16 protein-coding genes and 1 pseudogene are annotated in these 22697 nt (G+C 49.8%); 15 read left to right on the forward strand and 2 right to left on the reverse strand.

All coding sequences use genetic code 11. From position 1 onward, the window contains the following. The first annotated feature begins 124 nt into the window (after positions 1 to 124). The 5 genes from ABIE48_RS06210 (at position 125) to ABIE48_RS06230 (ending at position 7026) form a co-directional block, all read left to right on the forward strand. Entirely contained in the window at positions 125 to 1405 is a 1281-nt protein-coding gene (locus ABIE48_RS06210) for a glycoside hydrolase family 27 protein (RefSeq protein ID WP_145024844.1), read from the forward strand. 391 nt (positions 1406 to 1796) lie between these two features. Beyond that, positions 1797 to 2717 (forward strand): ABC transporter permease subunit, encoded by a 921-nt coding sequence (locus ABIE48_RS06215; protein WP_145024842.1) that lies wholly within the window; start codon positions 1797 to 1799, stop codon positions 2715 to 2717. Continuing rightward, on the forward strand, positions 2714 to 3622 hold the full coding sequence (locus ABIE48_RS06220; RefSeq protein WP_145024840.1) for a carbohydrate ABC transporter permease: 909 nt from the start codon (positions 2714 to 2716) through the stop codon (positions 3620 to 3622). The genes ABIE48_RS06215 and ABIE48_RS06220 overlap by 4 nt, the downstream gene beginning before the upstream one ends. Before the next feature lie 39 nt (positions 3623 to 3661). Beyond that, complete coding sequence (locus ABIE48_RS06225) at positions 3662 to 5428, forward strand: type 2 periplasmic-binding domain-containing protein (RefSeq protein ID WP_192715056.1); 1767 nt, start codon at positions 3662 to 3664, stop codon at positions 5426 to 5428. A 53-nt stretch (positions 5429 to 5481) separates the two neighbouring features. Beyond that, positions 5482 to 7026, forward strand: coding sequence for a carboxylesterase/lipase family protein (locus tag ABIE48_RS06230; protein ID WP_192715055.1), 1545 nt, complete (start codon positions 5482 to 5484; stop codon positions 7024 to 7026). Here the strand turns inward: ABIE48_RS06230 and ABIE48_RS06235 are convergent. Beyond that, positions 7023 to 7808, reverse strand: a complete 786-nt coding sequence (locus ABIE48_RS06235; RefSeq protein ID WP_192715054.1) for a helix-turn-helix transcriptional regulator — start codon at positions 7806 to 7808, stop codon at positions 7023 to 7025. The two genes, ABIE48_RS06230 and ABIE48_RS06235, sit on opposite strands and share 4 nt — an antisense overlap. A 314-nt stretch (positions 7809 to 8122) precedes the next feature. Here ABIE48_RS06235 and ABIE48_RS06240 point away from each other — a divergent pair, with 314 nt between their 5' ends. The 9 genes and pseudogenes from ABIE48_RS06240 (at position 8123) to ABIE48_RS06280 (ending at position 20743) form a co-directional block, all read left to right on the forward strand. After that, positions 8123 to 9781, forward strand: a complete 1659-nt coding sequence (locus ABIE48_RS06240; protein ID WP_145024832.1) for an ABC transporter substrate-binding protein — start codon at positions 8123 to 8125, stop codon at positions 9779 to 9781. Positions 9782 to 9861: 80 nt separating this feature from the next. After that, positions 9862 to 10842, forward strand: a complete 981-nt coding sequence (locus tag ABIE48_RS06245; RefSeq protein ID WP_145024830.1) for an ABC transporter permease — start codon at positions 9862 to 9864, stop codon at positions 10840 to 10842. 14 nt (positions 10843 to 10856) lie between these two features. Further along, positions 10857 to 11768, forward strand: a complete 912-nt coding sequence (locus ABIE48_RS06250; RefSeq protein ID WP_192715053.1) for a carbohydrate ABC transporter permease — start codon at positions 10857 to 10859, stop codon at positions 11766 to 11768. Between the two features lie 122 nt (positions 11769 to 11890). Further along, positions 11891 to 13429: a response regulator transcription factor gene (locus ABIE48_RS06255; protein WP_192715052.1), complete on the forward strand. Its 1539-nt coding sequence runs from the start codon at positions 11891 to 11893 to the stop codon at positions 13427 to 13429. A gap of 24 nt (positions 13430 to 13453) precedes the next feature. Then, positions 13454 to 15274 (forward strand): sensor histidine kinase, encoded by a 1821-nt coding sequence (locus ABIE48_RS06260; protein WP_192715051.1) that lies wholly within the window; start codon positions 13454 to 13456, stop codon positions 15272 to 15274. After that, the gene (locus ABIE48_RS06265) at positions 15267 to 16805 is read left to right on the forward strand and encodes a response regulator (protein ID WP_192715050.1); all 1539 of its coding nucleotides are present in this window, start codon (positions 15267 to 15269) and stop codon (positions 16803 to 16805) included. The genes ABIE48_RS06260 and ABIE48_RS06265 overlap by 8 nt, the downstream gene beginning before the upstream one ends. 232 nt (positions 16806 to 17037) lie before the next feature. After that, positions 17038 to 18225, forward strand: a pseudogene (locus ABIE48_RS06270) (SGNH/GDSL hydrolase family protein); the annotation flags it as partial. A gap of 65 nt (positions 18226 to 18290) precedes the next feature. Then, positions 18291 to 19061 (forward strand): alpha/beta hydrolase, encoded by a 771-nt coding sequence (locus ABIE48_RS06275; RefSeq protein WP_192715048.1) that lies wholly within the window; start codon positions 18291 to 18293, stop codon positions 19059 to 19061. A 308-nt stretch (positions 19062 to 19369) separates the two neighbouring features. Further along, positions 19370 to 20743 carry an ABC transporter substrate-binding protein gene (locus ABIE48_RS06280; RefSeq protein WP_192715047.1) on the forward strand — a complete coding sequence of 458 codons (1374 nt, stop codon included), beginning with the start codon at positions 19370 to 19372 and terminating at the stop codon, positions 20741 to 20743. Positions 20744 to 20792: 49 nt separating this feature from the next. On the opposite strand, the gene ABIE48_RS06285 is transcribed toward ABIE48_RS06280, so the two are convergent. After that, positions 20793 to 21626 (reverse strand): helix-turn-helix transcriptional regulator, encoded by an 834-nt coding sequence (locus ABIE48_RS06285; RefSeq protein ID WP_260869385.1) that lies wholly within the window; start codon positions 21624 to 21626, stop codon positions 20793 to 20795. Between the two features lie 98 nt (positions 21627 to 21724). Between ABIE48_RS06285 and ABIE48_RS06290 the strand changes: the two genes are divergently transcribed. Continuing rightward, the gene (locus ABIE48_RS06290) at positions 21725 to 22549 is read left to right on the forward strand and encodes a sugar phosphate isomerase/epimerase family protein (RefSeq protein ID WP_192715046.1); all 825 of its coding nucleotides are present in this window, start codon (positions 21725 to 21727) and stop codon (positions 22547 to 22549) included. Positions 22550 to 22697 lie beyond the last annotated feature (148 nt).

The raw sequence follows: 22697 nt of genomic DNA on the forward strand, positions 1-22697 counted from the left end.
TATTAAACCGCAATATTTTGCTGTAATAGAAGAAAGATTACTATGGAATCGTTGTTCTTCCCAGACGTAATATAGGAGGCGTAAAAGCAATTTTATTATACGAAATCAATTCGGGAGGAACGTCATGCAGCATCATTCGTTTGCACCAACACCCCCTATGGGATGGAACAGCTGGGATTGTTACGGCGCAACCGTTACGGAAGCGGAAGTTCGGGGCAATGCCGAATATATGGGGCATCATTTAAAGGATTACGGCTGGCAATACATTGTCGTCGATATTCAGTGGTACGAGCCGGGAGCGGTCTCAGACCTGTACAGGCCCTTCGTCCGGCTGGAAACCGACGGCTACTCGCGCCTCATTCCAGCAGTGAACCGCTTTCCGTCTGCGGAGGGAGGCCAGGGCTTCAAGCCGCTGGCGGATTACGTACATAGCCTTGGACTAAAATTCGGCATCCATATCATGCGCGGCATTCCACGGCAGGCCGTACATGATAATACGCCGATCAAGGGCACGAACGTTACGGCTCGGGATATCGCCCATACCTGTTCTTTCTGCGGGTGGAACACGGACATGTACGGCGTCGACGCGGGCAAGAAAGGGGCTCAGGAATACTATAATTCCTTGTTTGAACTGTACGCCGAATGGGGCGTCGATTACGTCAAGGTGGACGACATTGCGGATTCTTGGCTGCACGGAGGGCCGCATTTGGCGGAAATTGAGCTGATCCGCAAGGCGATCGACCATGCCGGCCGGCCGATGGTGCTGAGCCTGTCGCCCGGGCCCGCACCTGTGAAGCAGGCCGATTTCCTTGAAGCCAATGCCAACATGTGGCGGATGACCGACGATTTCTGGGACCGCTGGCCGCTGCTGCTTGATATGTTCGACCGCTGCGAGACCTGGCAGGGTCGGCCGAAGCCCGGCTGCTGGCCGGATTGCGACATGCTCCCGCTGGGCCGCATCGGCGTCCGGTGCAGTCATCCCGACCGGATGACGAACTTTACGCGTGACGAGCAGCTGACGATGATGACGCTGTGGATGATCTTCCGCTCGCCGCTTATGTTCGGCGGGGAGATGCGCGACAACGACGAGTGGACGTTATCGCTGCTGACGAACCGGGACGTGCTGGACATGCATCAGCACAGCTTCGGCGCCCGCCAGGTGAGCCGGAGCGAAGGCCGAGTGATATGGACTGCTGAGGGTCCTCACGGCGAGCGTTACGCCGCGCTGTTCAATACCGGCGAGGAGGCTGCCGAAGTTTCCGTATCGCTGGCTGAGCTGGGCATTTCCGGCTCGGCGCATGCGCGAAATTTGTGGACCGGAGAGGAGCGCAGGGAACTGGGCGGCACATTGGCTTCTGCCGTTCCGCCGCATGGAGCCGCTTTGTTCCGGCTTATAGCGGAATAACAACACTTTTGTTGATGCAGACATATCAGAGGAAGTCTATCTTTTATAGATAGGCTTCCTTTTTGTTAAGATGATCAAATTCATAAAGCTCTGTACGGCCCTGGCTGCCCGATGTGACGATATATCAATTAGATGTTGGTATAGATCATTGTTTAAATCAGGGGAGTCATTTACAATTTTTTTAAATTTAGTGCAAGTCATATAGAGATACAATGATATCTCGAGAGATGTATGGAGGTGTTCCGCATAAAGGATGAGACCATTTTGATAGGAGAAATCGACGGGGTCAGAGCGTTTCTTGCTTATTATTGAAAGCGTTTTCGAATGATTGGCTGGGAGTGGATATTGTGGTCCCCCGTCAAATCTACGAATCTTTAGGGAAGGTGACACAATGCGCATACGAGAGTACAGCACGAAAGGCATATCTTTTAGGAAATTCCTCTACATACTTCCGTTCATGCTTTTGCTTGCTGTCTTTGCCTACTATCCGCTATACGGATGGGTCTATGCATTCTTCGACTACTCGCCGCCGATTCCGTTGTCCCAATCTCCGTTTGTCGGTTTACAGTGGTTTCGTTCCTTGATCGAAAACCAGGTCAAGATCGACCAGCTGCTCCAGGTCATCAAGAACACGTTCGGGATGAGCGGATTGGGGCTGCTGTTCTCCTGGCTCCCCATGATTTTTGCCATATTCCTGAACGAAATGAAGGCCGTGCGGTTCCGGAAGTTTGTGCAGACGGTAACGACCCTGCCGAATTTTATCAGTTGGGTACTGGTATATTCTTTGGCGTTTTCCATGTTTTCCAGCGAAGGCATCGTCAACGGTCTGTTGAAGCAGCTGGGACTGATCGATTCCCCGATTTTATTCCTTCAGAACTCCGATCATGTCTGGATCACCATGTGGTTGTGGACGATCTGGAAAACGTTAGGCTGGTCCGCCATCTTGTACATAGCGGCGATTACGGGAATTGATGATTCCCTTTATGAGGCGGCCCATGTGGACGGGGCAACGAGAATGCAGGTGATATGGAACGTCATCCTGCCGAGCATGCTCCCGACGTATTTTGTTCTGCTGATGCTGCAGATCGCCAGCTTTCTGAATAATGGCTTGGAGCAATATTTCGTTTTCCAGAATGCATTCAACAAGGAAAATATACAAGTTCTGGACCTGTATGTTTATAACCTGGCGATGGGGGGCGGCAGCTACTCCGTATCGGTCGCAATCAGTATGCTGAAAAGTTTGATTAGTGTTGTTCTTCTCTTTTCGGTAAACGGATTCTCCAAATTGTTAAGAGGAGAGAGTATCGTATGAGAAAAGCAGTTCAGGTAAGCCCGACCGACAAAATGATCACCGTATTGATCTACGTCCTTTTTTCCCTGTTTGCTTGCGTGTGCGTCTATCCGTTTTACTCCATCATCATTAATACGATAAGCGCAAACGATATCAGTGCCCGGGGGGACGTCGTCTTTTATCCGCGGCACATCCATTTCCAGAACTATTTGGACGTTTTTAAAATACCGGGATTGGGGAATGCGGCTTTGATCTCCCTGGGCAGAACCGTGATCGGAACCCTGCTGACGGTAGGGGCCTCCGCCTTTTTGGGATTCATGTTCTCCCAAGAGGATATGTGGGGAAGAAGATTCTGGTACCGGTTCACCGTGATCACCATGTTCTTTAACGCCGGCATTATTCCGTGGTATCTCACCATGCGCTCCCTGCATTTGACCAACAATTTTTTGGCATACATTCTGCCGACGATCGTCGCCCCGTTCTTCATCATTCTGGTCAAGACCTTCGTGGAATCGACGCCGAAGGAATTGCAGCAGGCGGCAAGCATCGACGGAGCGGGAACGATGATGATCTTCTTCAGGATCATATTGCCGATAAGCAAGCCGATCTTGGCGACCGTCGCGATATTCACTGCAGTGGATCAGTGGAACTCTTTTCAGGATACGCTGCTGCTCGTTACGGACAGTAAATTATACACGCTGCAATTTATTCTCTATAACTATATCAATCAGGCGAGCTCATTATCTACCATGGTTAACCTGCAAAATGCCGGTTCGACGGCCATAGCCAGTCTAGCCACAGAGCAAACCACGACTTCCATTCGCATGACCGTTACCATTATCGTCGTTGCCCCTATATTGCTCGTCTACCCGATCTTCCAGAGGTTTTTCGTCAAGGGAATTATGATCGGGGCGGTCAAAGGTTGATTTTCACTTGATATTAAAATGGATTTAGGAGGATGGCCAATGAGTAAAAGCAGGAAAGCAGCAAAAAAATCGGTCATGCTATTGTTCGCTTGCCTCTTCATCGCCTCGGTCGGGCTGGCCGGCTGTGGTAGCGCATCCAATGAGGAGTCGGGTACCGATACAAAGACTTCCCAGAATAACACAGCCATCGATCACAGCAAGCCGCTGACGATTACGGTGTTCGATAACGCGGCGAATTACCAGGGCGAGCAGACCGGATGGTATGGCAAGCTGCTTAAAGACAAGTTTAATCTGACGCTGAACATACTTGCTCCGCAGGTTGCCGGGGACCAGTTATACAAGACGAGATCCGCAGCAGGAAATTTGGGGGATCTCCTGATCATCGACAACAGTCAGCTGGAAGAACTCATCCCGGCCGGTCTGATTATGGACTTGACGGATAGGGTCAAGAACACCAAGTACTTGTCCCAGTATGTGGATAATCACTTCAAACCTTTTAACAAGGCATTTGATAAAGTGAATCCGGACGGCAAAATTTACGCGTTACCGACGTTTACAGCCGATACTTCGCCAACAACCTTCTCGGAAGACCAGCCTTATTCCAGCCCCATTTTGCCCTGGGATTATTACAAGGGGGTAGGGGCACCCAAGCTGAACAATCTGACCGACCTCCTGAATGTACTGAAAAAAATGCAGGAGAAGTATCCCAAGACTCCGGACGGTAAACCGATCGTTCCGATCACCCTGTGGAAGGATTGGGATGGCGGAGGGATGGAGAACGTACGCTGGCTGAGCAACTGGTACGGCTATGAGCAGCCCGACGGAACGACAACCTTACAGCTGAATGCAAAAGGCGATATCGTTCCGCTCATCGATGACAACAGTATGTACAAAAAGATTTTGCAATTTTATTTTACGGCCAATCAAATGGGGTTAATCGATCCCGATTCCGCGTCGCAGGATTGGAACAAAGTCTCCGAAAAACTGACCAACAAACAGGTGCTCCTCTTATGGTATTCCTGGCAGAGAGGGTTCTACAATTCCATTGAAAGGGGCAAAAACGGCGACGGCTATGTTTCAGTCCCGATCGCGGATTCCCGGATCATTCAGTCCAGTGATGCCTATTACGGCAACGGCAGGGTTTTTGCCATCGGTTCAAAGGCCAAAAATCCCGAAAGGATTATGGAATTCCTGGATTGGTCGGTTTCTCCCGAGGGCCTGCGCTACTACACGAACGGCTTTGAAGGGTTCAATTACGAAAAGACGGATGACGGGAAGTTTAAGCTGACCGAAACAGGGCAAACCGCTTTCCAGAAGAACACCCCCGTACCGGATCAATATGGAGGCGGCGGATACCAGGACGGACAGAGCAAGATCAACAGCATGATCATGAGCGATTTTGTCAAGGACCCGGACACTGGCGAATTTTATAACAGCAATTACTGGAGTTCCACTATAGAAGCGAACAAGACCGCCCTGACCACGGACTGGCAAAAAAACTATAACGCAACAAACGCAACAGACTACTATTTGAAAAATAAGATGATCGACATCGTGCCGAACATCAATACAAGCTTCGGCGTCGACTCGTCGGATATCAAAAATAAACGCAGCCAGATTTCGGACTATGTAAAAAATGCATCATGGAAAATGGTGTTTGCGAAGGATCAGGCGGAGTTTGACCAGCTGTGGGCAAAGATGAAAACCGATGTGGCAGGTCTCGGCTGGAATGACGTACTTGCTGCGGATACGGCAAAAGCTCAAAAAATCGTTCAAATGCGTTCCGAGGCATCGGCCGGCAAATGAGAGCAGCGGCTGTGAAGGCCGGTGAATTCTAATGATGAAGGGAGACGTTACACATGCTTCGAATCGTACAAGTTGAAAACGGGTTGGTGCAGGGACTGCCGGCAGCCGACCCCCGAATCACCAGTTTTAAAGGAATCCCATTCGCCGCTCCGCCCGTAGGCGACAACCGGTGGCGTGCCCCGCAGCCTGCCCAGGACTGGGATGGCGTGCTTAAGGCGTACGAATTCGCGCCGATCTCGATGCAGGTAAGGCAGGAGATCGACGAAAACAATATCTATACCCGGGAATGGGCCGTGGAACCGGACATTGCCATGGACGAGGACTGTCTCTACCTGAACGTATGGACCCCGGCCAAACGTACCGATGAGAAGCTGCCGGTCTATGTATGGTATTTTGGCGGAGGTCTTCAGGTCGGCCATACGGCTGAAATGGAGTTCGACGGTGAACGCATCGCCAGAAGAGGGATCGTGGTCGTCACGATCAACTACCGCCTCAATGTGTTCGGATTTTTATGCCATCCCGAAATTACGGCGGAAGCGCCCGAAGCTCCGGCTAACTTCGGCAATCTCGATCAGCAGGCGGCCACCAGATGGGTCAAGCGCAATATCGCGGCTTTCGGCGGCGACCCGGACAACATCACGATCGGCGGTCAGTCCGCCGGCGGCGGCAGCGTGATGACCCAGCTGACCTCGCCTCAGAATGAGGGGCTTTTTCAGAAGGCGATCATTCAAAGCGGAATCTATACGAAGCTGTATCCGGGGACTCGCGTGCCTCCGCTTCGGAGTCAGTTGGCTGAGGCCGAACAGGATGGCGTGAAATTTTTTGAGTACCTTGGCGTATCTTCACTTGCGGAAGCCCGGCAGCTGGATGCCGTCACTCTCCGCGACAAGGCTGTGCAGTACAAGGGATTCTGGGGCACCGTCGCAGATCAGGTGTTCAGCGTAGGCAGCCCGTTTGAATTGTTTCTTGAAAACAAGCGCTGGAAGGTGCCGGTCATGTTTGGCCACACGTCCTCCGAATTTTTCAGCGTTCCGGACGTCCATACGCCTGAAGAATTCAAGAAGCTGGCCGAGGACATGTTCGGAGACGACGCAGAGGCGTTCCTGAAGCTGTGTGGCGCACCATCGGCCAACGTGGAGGAGAGCCGGCAGAAGGCTGCGGTGAGCGGCATCGAATATGCGATCCGCATCGCCGCACAGGCCAATGCCGAGACCGGCGCCGGTACCCCATTGTACTATTACAATTTTGATGCCGAGATCCCCGGCTGGGATCATCCGGGCACCTTCCACTCGGTAGATCTCTGGTTTTTCTTCGAAACGCTGGCTAAATGCTGGCGGCCGTTTGTCGGCAAGCATTACGATTTGGCCCGCCAGATGTGTAATTACTGGGCGAACTTCATCCGTAACGGTGATCCGAACGGGCTGGATGCAACGGGAGAGGAACTGCCGCGATGGGAGCCTTATACCCCGGAAGCCCCCTATGGAATGCTCTTTGCTGATCAGGCCGAATTTTCCCAAGAGCAGCCGAGCGAGATCATGAAATTTCTGGTGCGCCAATATTTCAAGAAGAACAGACCCGTCTTGCAACCAGAGGCTTAGCATGGCGTGATATGGATATCAAGCTTGTTATGCTCCTGGAATTTTCTTGGCGAATAGCCTGTCATCTGTTTGAACTGTCTGCAGAAGTGCTCCACATTTTGATACCCGCATCGGGAGGCGACTTCAGCAACGTTTTGGGTGCTGTGAATTAAATATTCTTTGGCCAACCGGATTCGGCTATTGATGACGTCCTCCATGCAGGTGACCTTAAAGGTTTTTTTGTAGATGCTCTGCAGGTAGCCTGGGCTGATTCCGAGATATTCGGCCATTTTCGCAATCGTCCAGTAATCGCCCGGATCGTTCTGGATCGCGGTTCGAAGCTTCAACAAGTTATAATACTGAGGCGTAATCGGTTCATGAAAATAAGATTCCAACAGCTTGTTGAACAGCGTCCGCAGCAAGCAGTCGATGGACGAAGCCCTGTAATCCCGATGAAAGTTGTGTTCGATGGTCAACAGTTCAAACAGCTTGCGGCAGTAGTCCGGATCATCCAGGGAAAAGGGGATTCCGAGCGGCAGCGGCGATTCCGTAATATAGGGTTCATTGGATTCAAAGCGGATCCAGTCATTGATGAATTGATCGGCGCAGGCCCGATAATACACTTTCTGCTGCGGGCGGTAGAGGATAACGCTGTGCGTAGGATATTCCTTCAGCGCACCATTGACCCAGAACTGCGCGGGAGTCTTGGTGATGACAAGAAGCCAGTGATGACCCACGGGAACATCGATCACAAAGTTGCTTGGGTGCGTCGTGTTATACTCAACAAAATGAATATGGGCCATCCTTATCCCTCCTTGGAATGATGTCTCTACTATACTATAACAAGGAAAATATGAACGAAACCCTATGAGTTCTACCTTAGCATCTGGAAATATGTTCAGTGACCGGGTCATGAGATGATCCACCGTTTACAAGCGCCCCGCGGCTGCCGTCAATTTGCCGCGGGGCGCTTGTTTGTGTCAAACCTTGGGCGACTATATTTTTAGGGGGAACATCTTGAGTTTGTGAATTGTAAGCGATTTCTAGAAAGATATAATTTAGTTATCACCGGGTGAAAATATGTGACAATAGATGAAAAAGGGGAGGGCACAAAGAAATGCGCAAAAAGGTAAAACGTTCACTCATCGTTTTGTGTATCGGCATGATTTCTACGGCACTGCTGCTATCTGGCTGCAGCGGATCAGGAAAAACGAGCGGCGGGGGATCGACGGCGGCGGAATCCGGCGGGGACGATACGAAACCGATCACGCTGTCCGTATTTTTGGATAGCCCAGGTCAACAGCCTACGGCCGACAACAAGATCTATAAATTGATTAAAGAAAAGACAGGTGTTAGCCTGAATATGGAATTTCTGGTCGGGGACCTGCAGCAGAAGCTGGGCGTCATGATCGCAGGCGGTGACTACCCGGATCTCATCTCGGGCAATGACAAACTGATCAATGCGGGGGCGTATATTCCGCTGGAAGATTTGATCGAGAAATACGCACCGAATCTGAAGAAACATTATGCCGAAGTATGGAACCAAATGAAAGATCCGAAGGATGGACATATTTACGTACTCCCAAACTACGGCGTGTACACTGGTTCGGTTCACGATACGACCTATCAAGGACCGGGGTTCTATTTGCAAAAAGATGTTTTGAAAGAAATGGGCTACCCTACGCCGAAAACATTGGAAGAGTACTTTGATATTATCGCGAAATATAAGGCAAAGCATCCGGATATGATCGGATTTGAAACCCTGAATTTTGACTGGAGGGTATTTCCGCTCCAGAACGCGCCGGAGCATTTATCCGGTCACCCTAATGACGGCGGCGTAATCGTGGACAACAACAAAGCGCAAATCTTTGCGGATAAAGATATTGCGAAAACCTACTACAAGAAGCTGAATGAAGTGAACGCGCAGGGCTTGCTGGATAAAGAAGCCTTCGTGCAGAACTATGACCAGTACCTGGCCAAAATCGCCAGCGGGCGAGTGATCGGCATGTTCGATCAGCATTGGAACTTCCAAGATGGTGAGAATTCCCTGATTTCCCAAGGGAAAATTGGAAGCACTTACGTCGGCTTTCCGCTCATGTATCCCGGCGCAAAGGAATATTACCGTGATCGTGGAGGCGTGAACCTCAATCGTGGATTTGGTATTTCCGTGAAAGCCAAAGATCCGGTCCGGATCATCAAGTTTATGGATGCATTGATGACAGAGGATTGGCAGAAGACGCTCCAGTGGGGAATCAAGGGAGAAGATTACGAGGTAAAAGACGACGGCACGTTCTACCGGACTCCGGAGCAGCGGGCCAATGCGGACAATAATACCTGGAAGTTAGCCAACAGGGCGGATTCGTTCTTTGGTTACATGCCCAAAATGCAAGGTTCGTACAGCGATGGCAACGCAACGGATCCCGGAACCCAGCCGCAGGAATTTTACGATAGCTTGAAGCCTTACGACCAAGAAATTCTGAAAGCGTATCATCATAAAACCTGGGCGGAATTTTTCAAGGAGCCCGGCCCGAACCCGGTATATTTCCCGGCTTATTCCATCATTCTGGAGGACGGCTCTGCCGCTCAACTGGCCAGCACCAAATTAAACGACCTATCGGTCAAATATCTGCCGAAAGCGATTATGGCTTCCCCGTCGGAATTTGATAGTGTATGGCAGGATTATGTGAATCAGATCCACAAGCTGGATATTAAGGCTTACGAAGACCGCATAAATGAACAAATTCAATGGCGGATTAAGAACTGGAGCAGCAAGTAAGAGCTGTAGAAATCCAAACGGGGCGGGGAATTCATTCCCCGCCCCGTATTGGAAATGTCATACGGAAGGGGAACAACGAGATGTCTGAGATCTTGCTGACCGGGGAGGTCAAAACCAAGAAGAAACGGAGAGTAGACCCGGAAATTGGCGTCAGCCTGAGCTGGAAAACTCTGAAAGCCCAAAAACAGTTGATATTCATGTCGGTTCCAATTGCCATTTATTTGATCATTTTTTCATATGTCCCCGTCTGGGGATGGCTGATGGCTTTTCAAAACTATCGTCCGGCCCTGTCCTTCTGGAAACAGGATTGGGTTGGACTGCAGCAGTTCCGCTTTCTTTTTCAGGACGATGCCTTCCTGGGAGTGCTGCGAAATACGATTGCCATGAGTTTTATCAACCTGGTTTTGGGTTTTGTAACGGCGATTGCTTTGGCGCTGCTGCTGAACGAAATCAAGGTGCGGTTCTTTAAAAGGACGGTACAAACCATATCCTATCTCCCGCATTTTCTGTCATGGGTGATCGCGGCCGGCATCGTGGCGACTTCATTGTCTGTGGATGACGGCATCGTCAACACGGTGCTCATGAAGCTGCATTTGATCGATCAGCCCGTGATGTGGCTGAGTAAAGGACACTATTTTTGGGGGATCGTCGGGCTGTCGAACGTTTGGAAAGAGGTTGGCTGGAATACGATCATCTATTTGGCTGCCATTACCTCGATCGATCCGTCCCTGTACGAAGCTGCTTCCATCGACGGTGCAGGCAGGTTTCATAAAATGAGGTATGTGACGCTCCCTGGGATCAAGTCCACTTTTATCATTCTGCTCATTATGAATATCGGGCATATCCTGGATGCAGGATTTGAGGTTCAGTATTTGCTGGGAAACGGCCTGGTCGTGGACTGGTCGCAAACGATTGATATTTTCGTGCTGAAGTACGGGATATCGATGGGGAATTATTCTCTTGCCACGGCAGCAGGCATATTTAAAACGATCGTGAGCGTCATACTCGTATTTATTGCGAATTCCATCGCAAAGCGTCTTGGCGAAGAACGATTGGTATAGAGGAGGACGGGGAAATGAAAACAGAAGTCAAGAGTCAGTTTCGCCTGGAACCCGTCGTTTTCCATACGCTGAATACCCTGTTTATGCTGATTGTCGTCATTGTCACACTGTACCCTTTCCTTCATACGCTGGCAATTTCGTTGAATGACGGAAGCGATTCGCTGAAGGGGGGCGTGTACGTTTGGCCCCACACATGGACCCTGCAAAATTATAAAGCGGTATTCGTATCGGGCACGATCTATCACGCCGCGTTCATTTCTGTGTCCCGTACCGTCATTTCGACCGTGCTCGGCGTATTTCTGACGACCATGCTGGCTTATACCTTGGCCCAGCCTCACTATATTTTTCGCAAAAAAATAAGCATGCTGTTTATATTGACGATGTACTTCAACGCAGGCTTGATTCCCAACTATTTTTTGATCAAAGACCTGGGTTTGCGGAACAGCTTCTGGGTCTATATCCTGCCGGGTTTGGTCAGCGCATTTAACCTGATCGTGATCCGAACGTACATCAGGTCGCTCCCGGGAAGCCTGGTTGAATCCGCTAAAATTGACGGAGCCGGTGATTTCCGGATTTTCTGGCGGATCGTATTTCCGCTGTGTACACCCGTCCTTGCGACCATTGCCTTGTTCATCGCCGTGGGCTCCTGGAATTCCTGGTTCGACACGTTCCTGTACGCTTCTTCCGATCAGAACCTTAGTTCACTGCAATACGAAATGATGAAGCTGCTTGGATCGACCATGAGCACGAATAACGATCCGTCCATGATGGCAGGGGCTAATACTAACCAAACCCAGGCCATGGTAACGCCGGCGTCCATTCAGGCTGCAATCACGATCGTGACCGCGATGCCGATATTATTCGTTTATCCTTTTTTGCAAAGGTACTTTGTGGTAGGCTTGAACTTGGGAAGTGTCAAAGAATAAAAAAATTTTCGGGTGCTCGTTTCAGACGAGAACAGTACCGTTCCGGCAGCCTGCCGGAACGGTTTCTCCTATTCCATGGATGCATGATGAAGCAAATTCAATCGGTGGAGCGGTGATGCCAAATGCTTAAAGTCTTACTTGCCGACGACGAACCCTTGATGCTGGAAGGTCTGTGTTTTTTGGTCGACTGGACCGAATTGGGCTTTGAGATTTGTGGTACGGCCATGGATGGGGATGACGCCTTGCAGCTAATCCAAAGTCTCAATCCCGATTTGGTCATTACGGATGTTCGTATGCCCGTCATTGATGGATTAGAGCTGATTAAGCAGGTGCAGGGCGGGTCTCTCCAACCGAAATTTATTATTATAAGCGGATATGCTGATTTTCAATATGCCAAGACAGCCATTCAATATGGCGTTTGCAACTATCTGACCAAGCCTCTGGATGAGGGCGAGTTGGAATCGGCCGTGAAAAACATAGCTTCAGAGATCCGGTCCGAGCGGAAATCGGATGCGTACCGCAGAGCCGAGACTGCCTATGTCCAAACAGAACTGCTCTCGCAGCTTCTCACAAGAGAATACGCTCCGCAAGAGCTGGAGCAGGCGGTTAGGCAGCTCCCCATCGGCGATGATTCGCGGATTCGCTGTATGCTCGTGTATGGAGCTACTTTGGAGCACGGAAATGTTCGCGGCTGTCGGCTGCTGGATCGGCTGAGCCGTCTGGCCGAACAGCAAATAGAGCATATTACCGTGCTTCCTTTCGTGATCGGGCAGGACAAGCACGGCTACGTATTGATATCCGGCCCCGACGGACCGGATTTGACTTCCCTTCTTATTACTCGGTTCATCCGATGCATTAGAAACGATTATGAGGAGAATGTCACCTTCTCGGTGAGCGATGAGCATAGAGGACCGTATTCCCTCAACACAGTTTTCCAAGAAGCCGTTGCCGCTGGGGTTTCCCGTCTCGATAATCGTCATCAAGAGGTTTACTATTATGAGAAGGAGAATCTGGAACAGCAGCTCCTTCTTCCCTCTGCGTTTATGAAATCGCTCACAAAGGCGGTTGTGGCAGGCAAGGTGGATGAGCTGCCCGGTCGTGTGCGCGAGTTTTTCGCCGTCATTTCGGGAGACCACGCTTCAAAACCGTGGATCAGCGCTTATGCAGCCAATATCAAGGTTGAACTCCTCCATGAAATCGGGAGAAGGGGAGGCAGCACAGCGGACTGGGAGAAGAGATGGTTTACTGGCTCACCGGCGTTGACGATGCAAAGCGACCTTGAAAAACAAACCCTAACCGAGCTTCGCGATGCGGCGGAGTGGTTTGCTGAAGAAGATGGGGTTCAGACGGATCAAAACATATCGAAAGCGATAGAATTCATCCGTGATCATTATCCCGAGAAACTGAAGCTGCAGGATATCGCCGAGGTTCTGCATGTCAATGCGGCCTATCTGGGACAGCGCTTCAAGAAGAAACTCGGCATTTCCTTTAACGAATATTATCATGCCGTGCGGATTGAAGAAGCTATGAAGCTTCTTCGGCGAACCGACTTGAACATTTGCGAGATTGCGGCTCGGGTCGGTTATGCCGATACCGATCAGTTTACGGCCAAATTTAAAGCCATCAACGGCATATCCCCTTCGGTTTATAAGAAGGGTTGAAAATATGATGCAGGAGACAGGTGCATGAACGTGAAGTGGAAGACCTCAGCTCTCATGGACGATATCCCTTTAAGATACAAGTTTTTAATCATCCTGCTCGGTGTGCTTATTCCGATCATCAGCATCAATACACTGTTCTATTTGCAGACCAGCAAAAATGCCGAAACCCGCGAACAGGAAAATCTGCAAATTTCGGTAGAGCGGGCGGGCTATGATTTTATGCAGATGGTTAATGAATGCGTTGCCATCGGCAACACGGTAGCTGCGGACCGGACGTTGAATGAAATGCTGGATTATAACTATGCGGATTATGATGAGTACTATGAAAATTACGACAATATATTAAGAGATCGGCTGCGTCAGTACAGTAACCTGCATTCCTATATTTTATGGCTTGGCGTATATACGACGAATCCGACCATTCAAAGCGGCAACAGCTATTTTGTCTTGCAAGACAGCGATAAGAACAGCGAGTGGTATCAAAAAATCGCCGGGAGCAAGGAAAAAGTGCTGCTCACTTCGTATTTGGATACGAACCCGATGTACCCGAATCAAAAGAAGGTATACATCAGCATTATTCGGAAAATGGACAATTACCCCGGACTATTAAAGCATACGAAGTATCTGCGGATCGATTTGAGATTGGACAGTCTGAAGGAATTGTTCGCCAAGGAACGGGATTATATGACATTAAAGCTGGTCGATGACAAACACAGAATCGTTCTGGCATCCGACCAGTCGCATGATGCTACGGATGACAGTCAACTGTTGACCTTTCCTATTGAGAGCGGAGTTGCCGGAGATGGGGCGATAAAGGATATTATCAGGCCATTAGGACCGGCAAATTATACACAGGGCTGGAATCTGGTCGGAACGCCCGAAAGGAAAAATATCAACGGTGAGCTTCGTCATATCCTTCGTTTTATCCTGATCTTGGCTCTGATCACCACGCTGATCCCGGCCATCTTGTTTGTAGTCATTCTGCGTTCCTATAATCTAAGAGTAAAGCAGCTGTACAAGCACATGAAACTTGTGAATTATGAGCGTTTCGAAACGATTCATATGTACGAAGGCAAAGACGAAATCGGCGGACTCCTGCGGAGCTTTAACATGATGACCGAAAAAATCCGCAATTTGATCAACGACGTCTACAAGCTGGAAATCCAGAAGAAGGATCTCGAGCTGGAACGGGTCAGGGCGGAATTGAACTATTTGCAAAGCCAGGTGGACCCCCACTTTTTATTTAATACATTAAATGCGGTGCTGGTCATCTGCAAAAAATACAAGTACGAGCAGGTGACCGATATTATTCGTAATCTGGCCCAGATCCTGCGCAGACTATTAAGCTGGAAAGATGACCTGGTGACGATTGAGGAGGAGGTGATGTTCATTGAAATGTACCTCCAGATCGAAAAATTCCGGTTCCAGGACCGGTTTTCCTATGAGCTGGACGTTGATCCCGGCCTGATGAAGTACCGGATCCCTAAAATGAGCATCCAAGCGCTCGTGGAAAACTCCTGCAAGCATGGACTCCAATCGGTCAAAGGAGCACGGTTGATCCGGATCGGGATCCATCGGTCCTATGAGGACCTTATCATTACCGTTGAAGACAACGGGATCGGCATGAACAAGGACAAGCTGGATTGGATCAACCGCAATCTTCATTCGGACGATGACACCGGAAAAAATATCGGACTGCGCAACGTGTATAAGCGTCTGAAAGTGTACTACGACGGTCAAGCCAAGCTTGTCATTGAAAGCGATCCATATGTACGTACGGCGATCGTAATCCAAATCCCGTTGAACCAGGTTCATGCACAAGCGGGAGGTGAAATTCATGTATAGCGTGCTTCTTGTTGATGACGAAGCGATTGCCCTCGAGGGGCTGAAGATGTTGAGCGATTGGGAAGGACTCGGTTTTCAAATCTGCGGAGCATGCGACGACGGCGAAGATGCCCTGTCTCTGATTATGGACACGCTGCCGGATTTGGTGGTCACCGATATTCGCATGCCGGGGATCGACGGACTGGAATTGATACGCCGAGTCGGTTCCATGGAACATTATGATCCGATCTTTGTCGTTCTCAGCGGGTACAGCGACTTTGAATATGCCCGCACGGCTCTTCGGTACGGGGTGAGATTTTATATGCTCAAACCGGTAATTGAGCCTGAGTGGGATACGATGATCGCGACGATTGTTAGTGAACTTGACGCCAAATCACGCACCAGGGAGCAAGAAGAGGCCACCTCCAAACAAGTCTTGGCCATCGCCCTTTCTCGAATGCTTCGCGGAGAACTGACCGAAGTCGACGGGGATATTGCACATTTGATGGATCAGATGAATCAGCAAGCCACCGGCTGGCGGTATATCCACATTGAAGGGCTGACATGCGAGGGAACGGAAATTTGCCGGTCGCTGTCCCAGTCCGGGCATGCGTTATATGTAGATATGTACTGCAATCAAGCCGGTCTTATCGTAGATACTGCCCGTAAACCATTAGAGCTTGCGCGACGCGTGCATGAAGAACTGCTGAAGCATGGCCTTGACTGCTCCGTGTCCGTCGGTCCTCCGGTTCAAACCCTTCATGACTTGCCTGAGTCTTATATGAGGGCAGCCAAGGCTTCCCTTCAGCACTTCTTCCGTTCGGAGGAGGGAGGGGTGATTGACGGTGACCCGGATTCCTCGCTTGAAATGAGTTACGTTCTTCCTCCGTCCCTTGTCTTGGATGAATTGCTCATCGCTGTTGAGAGATCACAGGAGCAGAAAGTTTGCGATATGCTCCATCAGTTGTTCGAAACATTTAAGGATAACAAGACTTCCCCTGAAGTGGCGTACATGGCAAGCATTCAGATCGTCATGAAAAGTATCGAGCTGCTCAGGGAATTCGGCGGGACCATGGATTTATGGCGGGATGTGTTCCATTTTTTAAAAACGAAGCCGGGTTCCGTTGCTGCGTTAAAGCAGTCGCTGCACACGTTTTTAGAATTATGCATGGGAACCGTCAAGCACTACAAAGAAATGAATTCCGAGCATCCCTTGGTGCAAATCGAGCGTTATTTGCAAGAGAATTTCCATCAGAATCTGACGATCAAGAAGATTGCGGAGCGATTTTTTATCAATCCGGTTTATTTAGGGCAGGCGTTTATCAAAAAGAACGGTGTCGGCATTCTGGAATACATCCACGATCTGCGGATTGCCGAAGCCAAAAGAAGATTGTGCGACACCGAAGAAACGGTGCGGGTGATCGCAGAGGATCTCGGATATGTCCACTATCACCATTTTTTAAGAGAATTCGAGAAGCGGACGTCTCTCAAACCTGTAGCTTACAGAAAACGGCATCAACCGGGAGATCGGTTAGGTATTTCTGCCCCGTAAGCAGTAAACATCGGGTGGGTATGTAAAGAGATGCGGATTGAGTTTATCCGTCCGCTGCAGGGATAATGAAGTTTGATAAATCGAAACGCAAATTCCTAATCACAGTGAAAAGGGGATTTCCATGACAGACCATCCAGCTGCATCCACGAACGAAGCTCGCGGCCCTGCGGCCCCGCGGGACCCCGAAAACCGGCGTGAAGATGATCAAGCTGCCGAAGACATGATCGATCCTCCGATTGACTTTGAAGGGCAGTCCTACCGTAACATGGTCGCCAAATCTCTTTTGAATCGAGGCAACAACAAGAGATTGAAAGCGGCCATCGAAAAAGCGAAGAGAGGGGAGCCGGTCACCATCGCCTACATCGGCGGCTCCATCACCCATGGAGCTGGGGCTATCCCGCTTCCTGCAAATGGTTACGCCTACAGGTCGTACGATCTTTTTAGGAAGCGGTTCGCCTCCTCTGAAGGCAGTCCGATCCGTCTGATCAAAGCGGGAGTAGGCGGGACGCCGTCAGAGCTGGGGATCGTACGTTATGATCGGGATGTGCTCCGGGACGGTACGGAGAATCCCGATATCGTGGTCGTGGAGTTTGCCGTCAATGACGCCGGCGATGAGACGCGGGGCAATTGCTACGAAAGCCTGGTGCTCAAGGCGCTTGGCGGCGATAGCCGGCCTGCGGTGATCTTGCTGTTCAGCGTGTTCCTGAACGACTGGAATCTTCAGGATCGGCTGGCTCCGGTCGGGTGGCACTACGACCTTCCCATGGTCAGCATAAAGGATGCCGTCGTCGAACAGTTCAGTTTGGCCAGGGACCAAGGAGGCGTCATCTCCAAAAGGCAGTTCTTCTATGATATCTATCATCCGACGAATAGCGGCCATCAGATCATGGCGGATTGTTTGGACTGGCTGTTCGAAGTCACGGACCGGTCCGCACCTGATGAGGAGGATGTCCTGACCGATAAACCGCCGTTGATCGGCAACGATTACGTCCACACCCGGCTGCTGGATCGCCAGAACGGTGACCGTATCGCTCAGATCGATACTGGTGGTTTTTGGGAGACCGATACCGATCTGCAGCTCGCGGAAATGGACGATCACGATTATGGCACGCCCCAGTTTCCTCATAACTGGATGCATACAGCCGGATCGGGAGAGGGCCATTTTACAATGACCATCAGGAGCAAGCGTCTCATTCTCGTATTTAAAGACTCGGGAAGCAGCGATTTCGGATCCGCGGAGATTCGGGTGGACGGAAAGCACAAGCTGACCGCTGATCCGCATGAAGTGAACTGGACGCACTGCAGTGCGGTTATTTTGTACGATGAGCCGGAATCAGGGCAGCATACCGTCGAGATCAGTATGGCGGCGGGCAGCGAACATAAACGGTTTACTATTCTTGGGTTTGGTTACGTGCTGTAAAGCTTGTTTGTACTTGGTACAGTTCTATTTAATCATGTGAGTCCATAACAGGGGAGGAAACGAAATTGATAGAAACAGCGCCAACGGGCTTTGACCAATATAGGGAAAATATCAGCCGCGGACAAATCGAACTTGTGAAATATTATTCAGAAACAGTCGGCTGTGACCGCAATATGTTCATATACACCCCACCCGGGTACTCAGAGCAACACAAGTATAACGTGCTCTTTCTCCTGCACGGAATAGGCGGGGATGAAGCCGAATGGAAGAATCACGGCAGTATACAGGTCTTGCTCGATAATCTTTACGCCGACGGCAAGCTTGAGCCCATGATCGTCGTACTCCCTAATGGCCGCGCGATGCCGAACGACAGGGCGGAAGGAGACATATTCGATCCCGACAAGGTGAAAGCCTTCGAGACCTTCGAGTTCGATTTGCTTCATGATCTGATTCCTTTTATTGAATCGAAATACCCGGTATTAACAGGCAGAGAGAATTATAGTATCGCCGGTTTGTCCATGGGCGGAGGGCAGGCGCTGAATATCGGATTGAATCATCTCGACCGCTTTGCCTGGGTAGGAGCTTTTTCTCCGGCCCCGAATACCAAGGTACCCGAGCTGCTCGTACCGAATCCCGAAGAGGCAGCAAATCTGCTTAGACTGCTCTGGCTATCCTGCGGAGACCAGGATGACCTGAAGCATATCAGTGACCGGACGCACTCGTATTTGTCAAATCACGGAGTTCCTCATGTCTGGTACGAGGAAAGCGGCGGTCACGATTGGCCGGTTTGGAAAAACGATCTGTACCATTTCTCGCAGCTGCTGTTTCGAGTTTAGCATCATGGATCAGGAAGAAGCCTTTCCTTTACGGATAGGTTTCTTTTTTTTTTTTTTTTTTTTGAGCGCATATTCCAACATGGATTTTTGAAAATCCGAAATGATGTTTAAAACTTACAAATGCCATTTAGATTATCTATGGTCGTTTGCCGGAAATCCATTTAACATGATCCGTGTGCTTGCCGTTCATCAGGAACCACCGGCATCGAAAACCGATTCTTTCGGTCATCACGGAGGCATACGCGTGCAAGCTCATGTTTTGAAAGCGCTGTATTTTGAGGTGCAGCGATATCCAAAGGGGGGTATTTATGAGGAAGCGTAAGTCAATGGTGCTGGTTTGGTGTTTGATTCTGATCCTGATGGCCTCTTGCAGCAGCGGTTCCGGAGGAGGCGCATCCAACACGGGTTCGAGCGGCGGAAATGCCGCTGAGGAAAGCACGAATGCACCCGCGAAGACGGACGAAAAAGAAGAGAGCGGTACTTCGGAAATGAATTTCGACATGGGTGGCCGGACGATCAAATGGGTATCTTGGTACGACGAATCGATCAAGGAAGATAATCCGGACAATATTAAAAAGAAGCAGAACCTGGACGAACTCATGAAGAAGCATAACTTTAAAATGGAATACGTTACGATCGACTATGGCGAGTACGTGAATAAAGTGACGTCATCGCTGCTCGCGGGAGAGCCGCTCGGCGACATGATCCGGATGGCCAGACCTTGGATGATTCCAACGCTCGTGAAGCAGGATTTATTCTCCCCGGTTGATGAATTCACAAAAAATCAGAACGTATTTATTCAGCAGTACACGAACGATTATTCGCAGTTTGAGGGCAGGGGCTACGGGTTCAGGGCAGGCATCAACGGTGCTTCATCAGGTATTTTTTATAATCGAACCTTGATGGAGAAACTGGGCCTCAAGCCGCTGCAGGAATACGTCAACGAAGACGACTGGAATTGGGAGACCTTCATCCAGGCAGCCAAAGAGGCGAACAAAGATACGAATAATGACGGCAAGCTGGACACCTGGGGGCTCGCTTCCGCTTCCATTTTAGTTCAGGCTCTGGCGGCCAACGACGCAAATATCGTGTCGGGAGATAAGCAAAATCTGGAGGATCCGAAAACGAAAGAAACCTTAAACTTCATATCCCAGCTCGCAACGGAAAACATCGCCAGACCGACCGAAGGCGGTGATTGGACCGAACCCGGCCAATTTTTCCGTCAAGGGAACACGCTGATGTATGCCGGGAGCGATTATGAGATGGATGGATTCAAAAAGGATATGCCTGATTTGGATATAGGCTTCCTGCCCTTCCCTAAAGGGCCCAGCGCGACAGAGTACCACTCCCATCTTACGATTCCGAATTACTTGACGATCCCGAAGGCGGTCGAACACCCCGAGCAATTGGTTTACATTTATGAAAAAATCAACGATATCGACTCCATCTACGACTACCCGAAACAAGCTTCGCTCGAAACGTTATTCAAGAACGAAGACGACATCAACAATGCAAAAATGGCAGGGGAAAGCATCAACGTCGTCGACGGCAAAGACGGGTATCCTTCCATGCCTTACTACGAGCTAGTCGGAGACATTATTGACGGAAATTCCGTTTCCACGGTCATTGGAAAATACAAAGAGCCGTTCCAGGCTTCGATTGATGAGGTTTGGAAAAAGTAGCGGTGATATGTACCGTCCCCACGAAGAAAATATCCGAAGTGGGGACGCCTTATTCAAGGAGGTGCTTCTGCCCTGCCTGCTTCCTTGCAGCGGATGGAGGATAGCCCTTCATTTCCTTGAACAGCTTGCTGAAATAGTAAATATCGTCAATCCCGCACATTTCCGCTGCGTTCTTCACGGTAAAGTCACCGGATGACAGCATCATTTCGGCATTGTTGATGCGAATGCGTTTGATGTACTCCTTGAGTGTCGTACCGGTATTCTGCTTAAATAACCTGCCCAAATAGACGGGGCTCAGATGCAGCCATTCCGCCAATTCGGCGATCGAGAGATTTTCCGAATAATGCTCTGAAATGTATTCGGTTAATTTCTTGATCCGCGGATCGATCGGCATGGGCGCTTTCCGGTAATAGTTGGTGAGCAGACGGTGGAGGATAAGCTCGAACAAAGCGCGTGCCTGGATGTGGTAAAACGGCTGCTTGCTCATCCATACATGGTTGAATTCACGAATATACCCCAGAATCTCCTTGGTGATCACTTTCTTGGTGACGCCTTTAAACGGGAGATGGATATGATTATGCGGTTCGGCCCAAAAAAAGTTGAACGGATACGAATGCATGAGGGACTCCTTGAACGTATGGGCTTCCCTGATGCTTCCCCCGGGGACGTAGATCATGTCACCTGCTTCCACTGTGAATTTCTCTCCATTAATATAGTAATTCGCCATGCCTTCAACCACAAACGTTAGATCGTGGAAGCCGATTTTCGCTTTCTGGATCGTCCACTCGGGAAAGCATCTACGGTCGATGAACAGAAAGATATTCGGAACAAGATGAGGATGATGCTCAATTTCCAAGTACACCGCCTCCTTTAAGCTAATCATAGATTTCGCTCCAGAAATTTCAAGAGAAAATCGAGATTGTATGACTCATACATGATGAAGTATTTCATTTCAGTTCAGCAAATGAAGGGGGATTAATTATGATTACATTAACTGGATTCGCAGACGAGATTTCATCGGATTTGGAAGAACAGCTGGATGTCCTCGAATCGGAAAATATTCGTTATCTGGAGCTGCGGGGAGTCTGGGGGAAAAATGTATTGAATTTAACCGAGGAGGAAACGGTGAAGATTAAAGAACGGCTGACCCGGCGGGGATTCGGCGTCTCCGCGATCGGCTCTCCTCTGGGAAAAATCAAGATCACCGATGACTTTGATCCGCATTTTACGAAGGCCGAGCACGCCATTCGTTTGGCAGCGTTTTTTCAAACCAAGTTTGTCCGCATCTTTTCCTTTTATATTCCGGAGGGAGAACATGAAAGATTCCGAGAGGAAGTATTCCGTCGCATGAAGCGGCTCGTTCAGCTGGCGAATGATGCCGGAATCGTACTGCTGCATGAGAATGAAAGCCACATTTACGGCGATACCGGAGAACGCTGCAAGGACATTTTGGAGGCCGTTTCGTCGCCCGGCATGAGAGCGGCCTTTGATCCCGCAAATTTTGTGCAATGCAGGGTACACCCCATGTCTGAGGCATACCCGCTGCTCGCCGGCTACATCTCTTATATTCATGTGAAGGACGCACGGATGGACAATGGTTCAGTGGTTCCTGCCGGTGAGGGAGACGGGCAGCTGCGTCTGCTTCTCCAGCAATTGAAACAGACGGGATATTCCGGATTTATGTCTTTGGAACCGCACCTGCAAGCAACCGGAAAGCTTGCGGGGCTCAGCCAACCTGAACTATTCGTAGTAGCCGCGAAAGCAATTAAGAAACTGCTGGCCGAGCAGGAAATGAAGTGGAATTGACTGACGCAAAGTCCTGCATTTATTGGGGGTATTTCTTTAGTTTATGAATAGGAGGGATCATAAAAACTGATTTAAAATAAATAGAGAAAATGTTTGCGCTTACATTGAAAAGTAAAAAACGGGTGAGCAAGTAAAAAGATGCGGGTTG

Origin of the sequence: Paenibacillus sp. OAE614 (genome assembly GCF_040546645.1) — a bacterium.
Lineage (GTDB): Bacteria > Bacillota > Bacilli > Paenibacillales > Paenibacillaceae > Paenibacillus_AQ > Paenibacillus_AQ favisporus.

Excerpts from the sequence above, each read along its gene's own strand:
- ABIE48_RS06285 (WP_260869385.1), bottom strand. The coding sequence starts at position 21,626 with ATGATTAGCTTAAAGGAGGCGGTGTACTTGGAAATTGAGCATCATCCT.
- ABIE48_RS06230 (WP_192715055.1), top strand. The coding sequence starts at position 5,482 with ATGCTTCGAATCGTACAAGTTGAAAACGGGTTGGTGCAGGGACTGCCG.
- ABIE48_RS06290 (WP_192715046.1), top strand. The coding sequence starts at position 21,725 with ATGATTACATTAACTGGATTCGCAGACGAGATTTCATCGGATTTGGAA.
- ABIE48_RS06240 (WP_145024832.1), top strand. The coding sequence starts at position 8,123 with ATGCGCAAAAAGGTAAAACGTTCACTCATCGTTTTGTGTATCGGCATG.
- ABIE48_RS06220 (WP_145024840.1), top strand. The coding sequence starts at position 2,714 with ATGAGAAAAGCAGTTCAGGTAAGCCCGACCGACAAAATGATCACCGTA.
- ABIE48_RS06245 (WP_145024830.1), top strand. The coding sequence starts at position 9,862 with ATGTCTGAGATCTTGCTGACCGGGGAGGTCAAAACCAAGAAGAAACGG.
- ABIE48_RS06235 (WP_192715054.1), bottom strand. The coding sequence starts at position 7,808 with ATGGCCCATATTCATTTTGTTGAGTATAACACGACGCACCCAAGCAAC.
- ABIE48_RS06260 (WP_192715051.1), top strand. The coding sequence starts at position 13,454 with ATGAACGTGAAGTGGAAGACCTCAGCTCTCATGGACGATATCCCTTTA.
- ABIE48_RS06225 (WP_192715056.1), top strand. The coding sequence starts at position 3,662 with ATGAGTAAAAGCAGGAAAGCAGCAAAAAAATCGGTCATGCTATTGTTC.
- ABIE48_RS06280 (WP_192715047.1), top strand. The coding sequence starts at position 19,370 with ATGAGGAAGCGTAAGTCAATGGTGCTGGTTTGGTGTTTGATTCTGATC.
- ABIE48_RS06265 (WP_192715050.1), top strand. The coding sequence starts at position 15,267 with ATGTATAGCGTGCTTCTTGTTGATGACGAAGCGATTGCCCTCGAGGGG.
- ABIE48_RS06215 (WP_145024842.1), top strand. The coding sequence starts at position 1,797 with ATGCGCATACGAGAGTACAGCACGAAAGGCATATCTTTTAGGAAATTC.
- ABIE48_RS06250 (WP_192715053.1), top strand. The coding sequence starts at position 10,857 with ATGAAAACAGAAGTCAAGAGTCAGTTTCGCCTGGAACCCGTCGTTTTC.
- ABIE48_RS06210 (WP_145024844.1), top strand. The coding sequence starts at position 125 with ATGCAGCATCATTCGTTTGCACCAACACCCCCTATGGGATGGAACAGC.
- ABIE48_RS06255 (WP_192715052.1), top strand. The coding sequence starts at position 11,891 with ATGCTTAAAGTCTTACTTGCCGACGACGAACCCTTGATGCTGGAAGGT.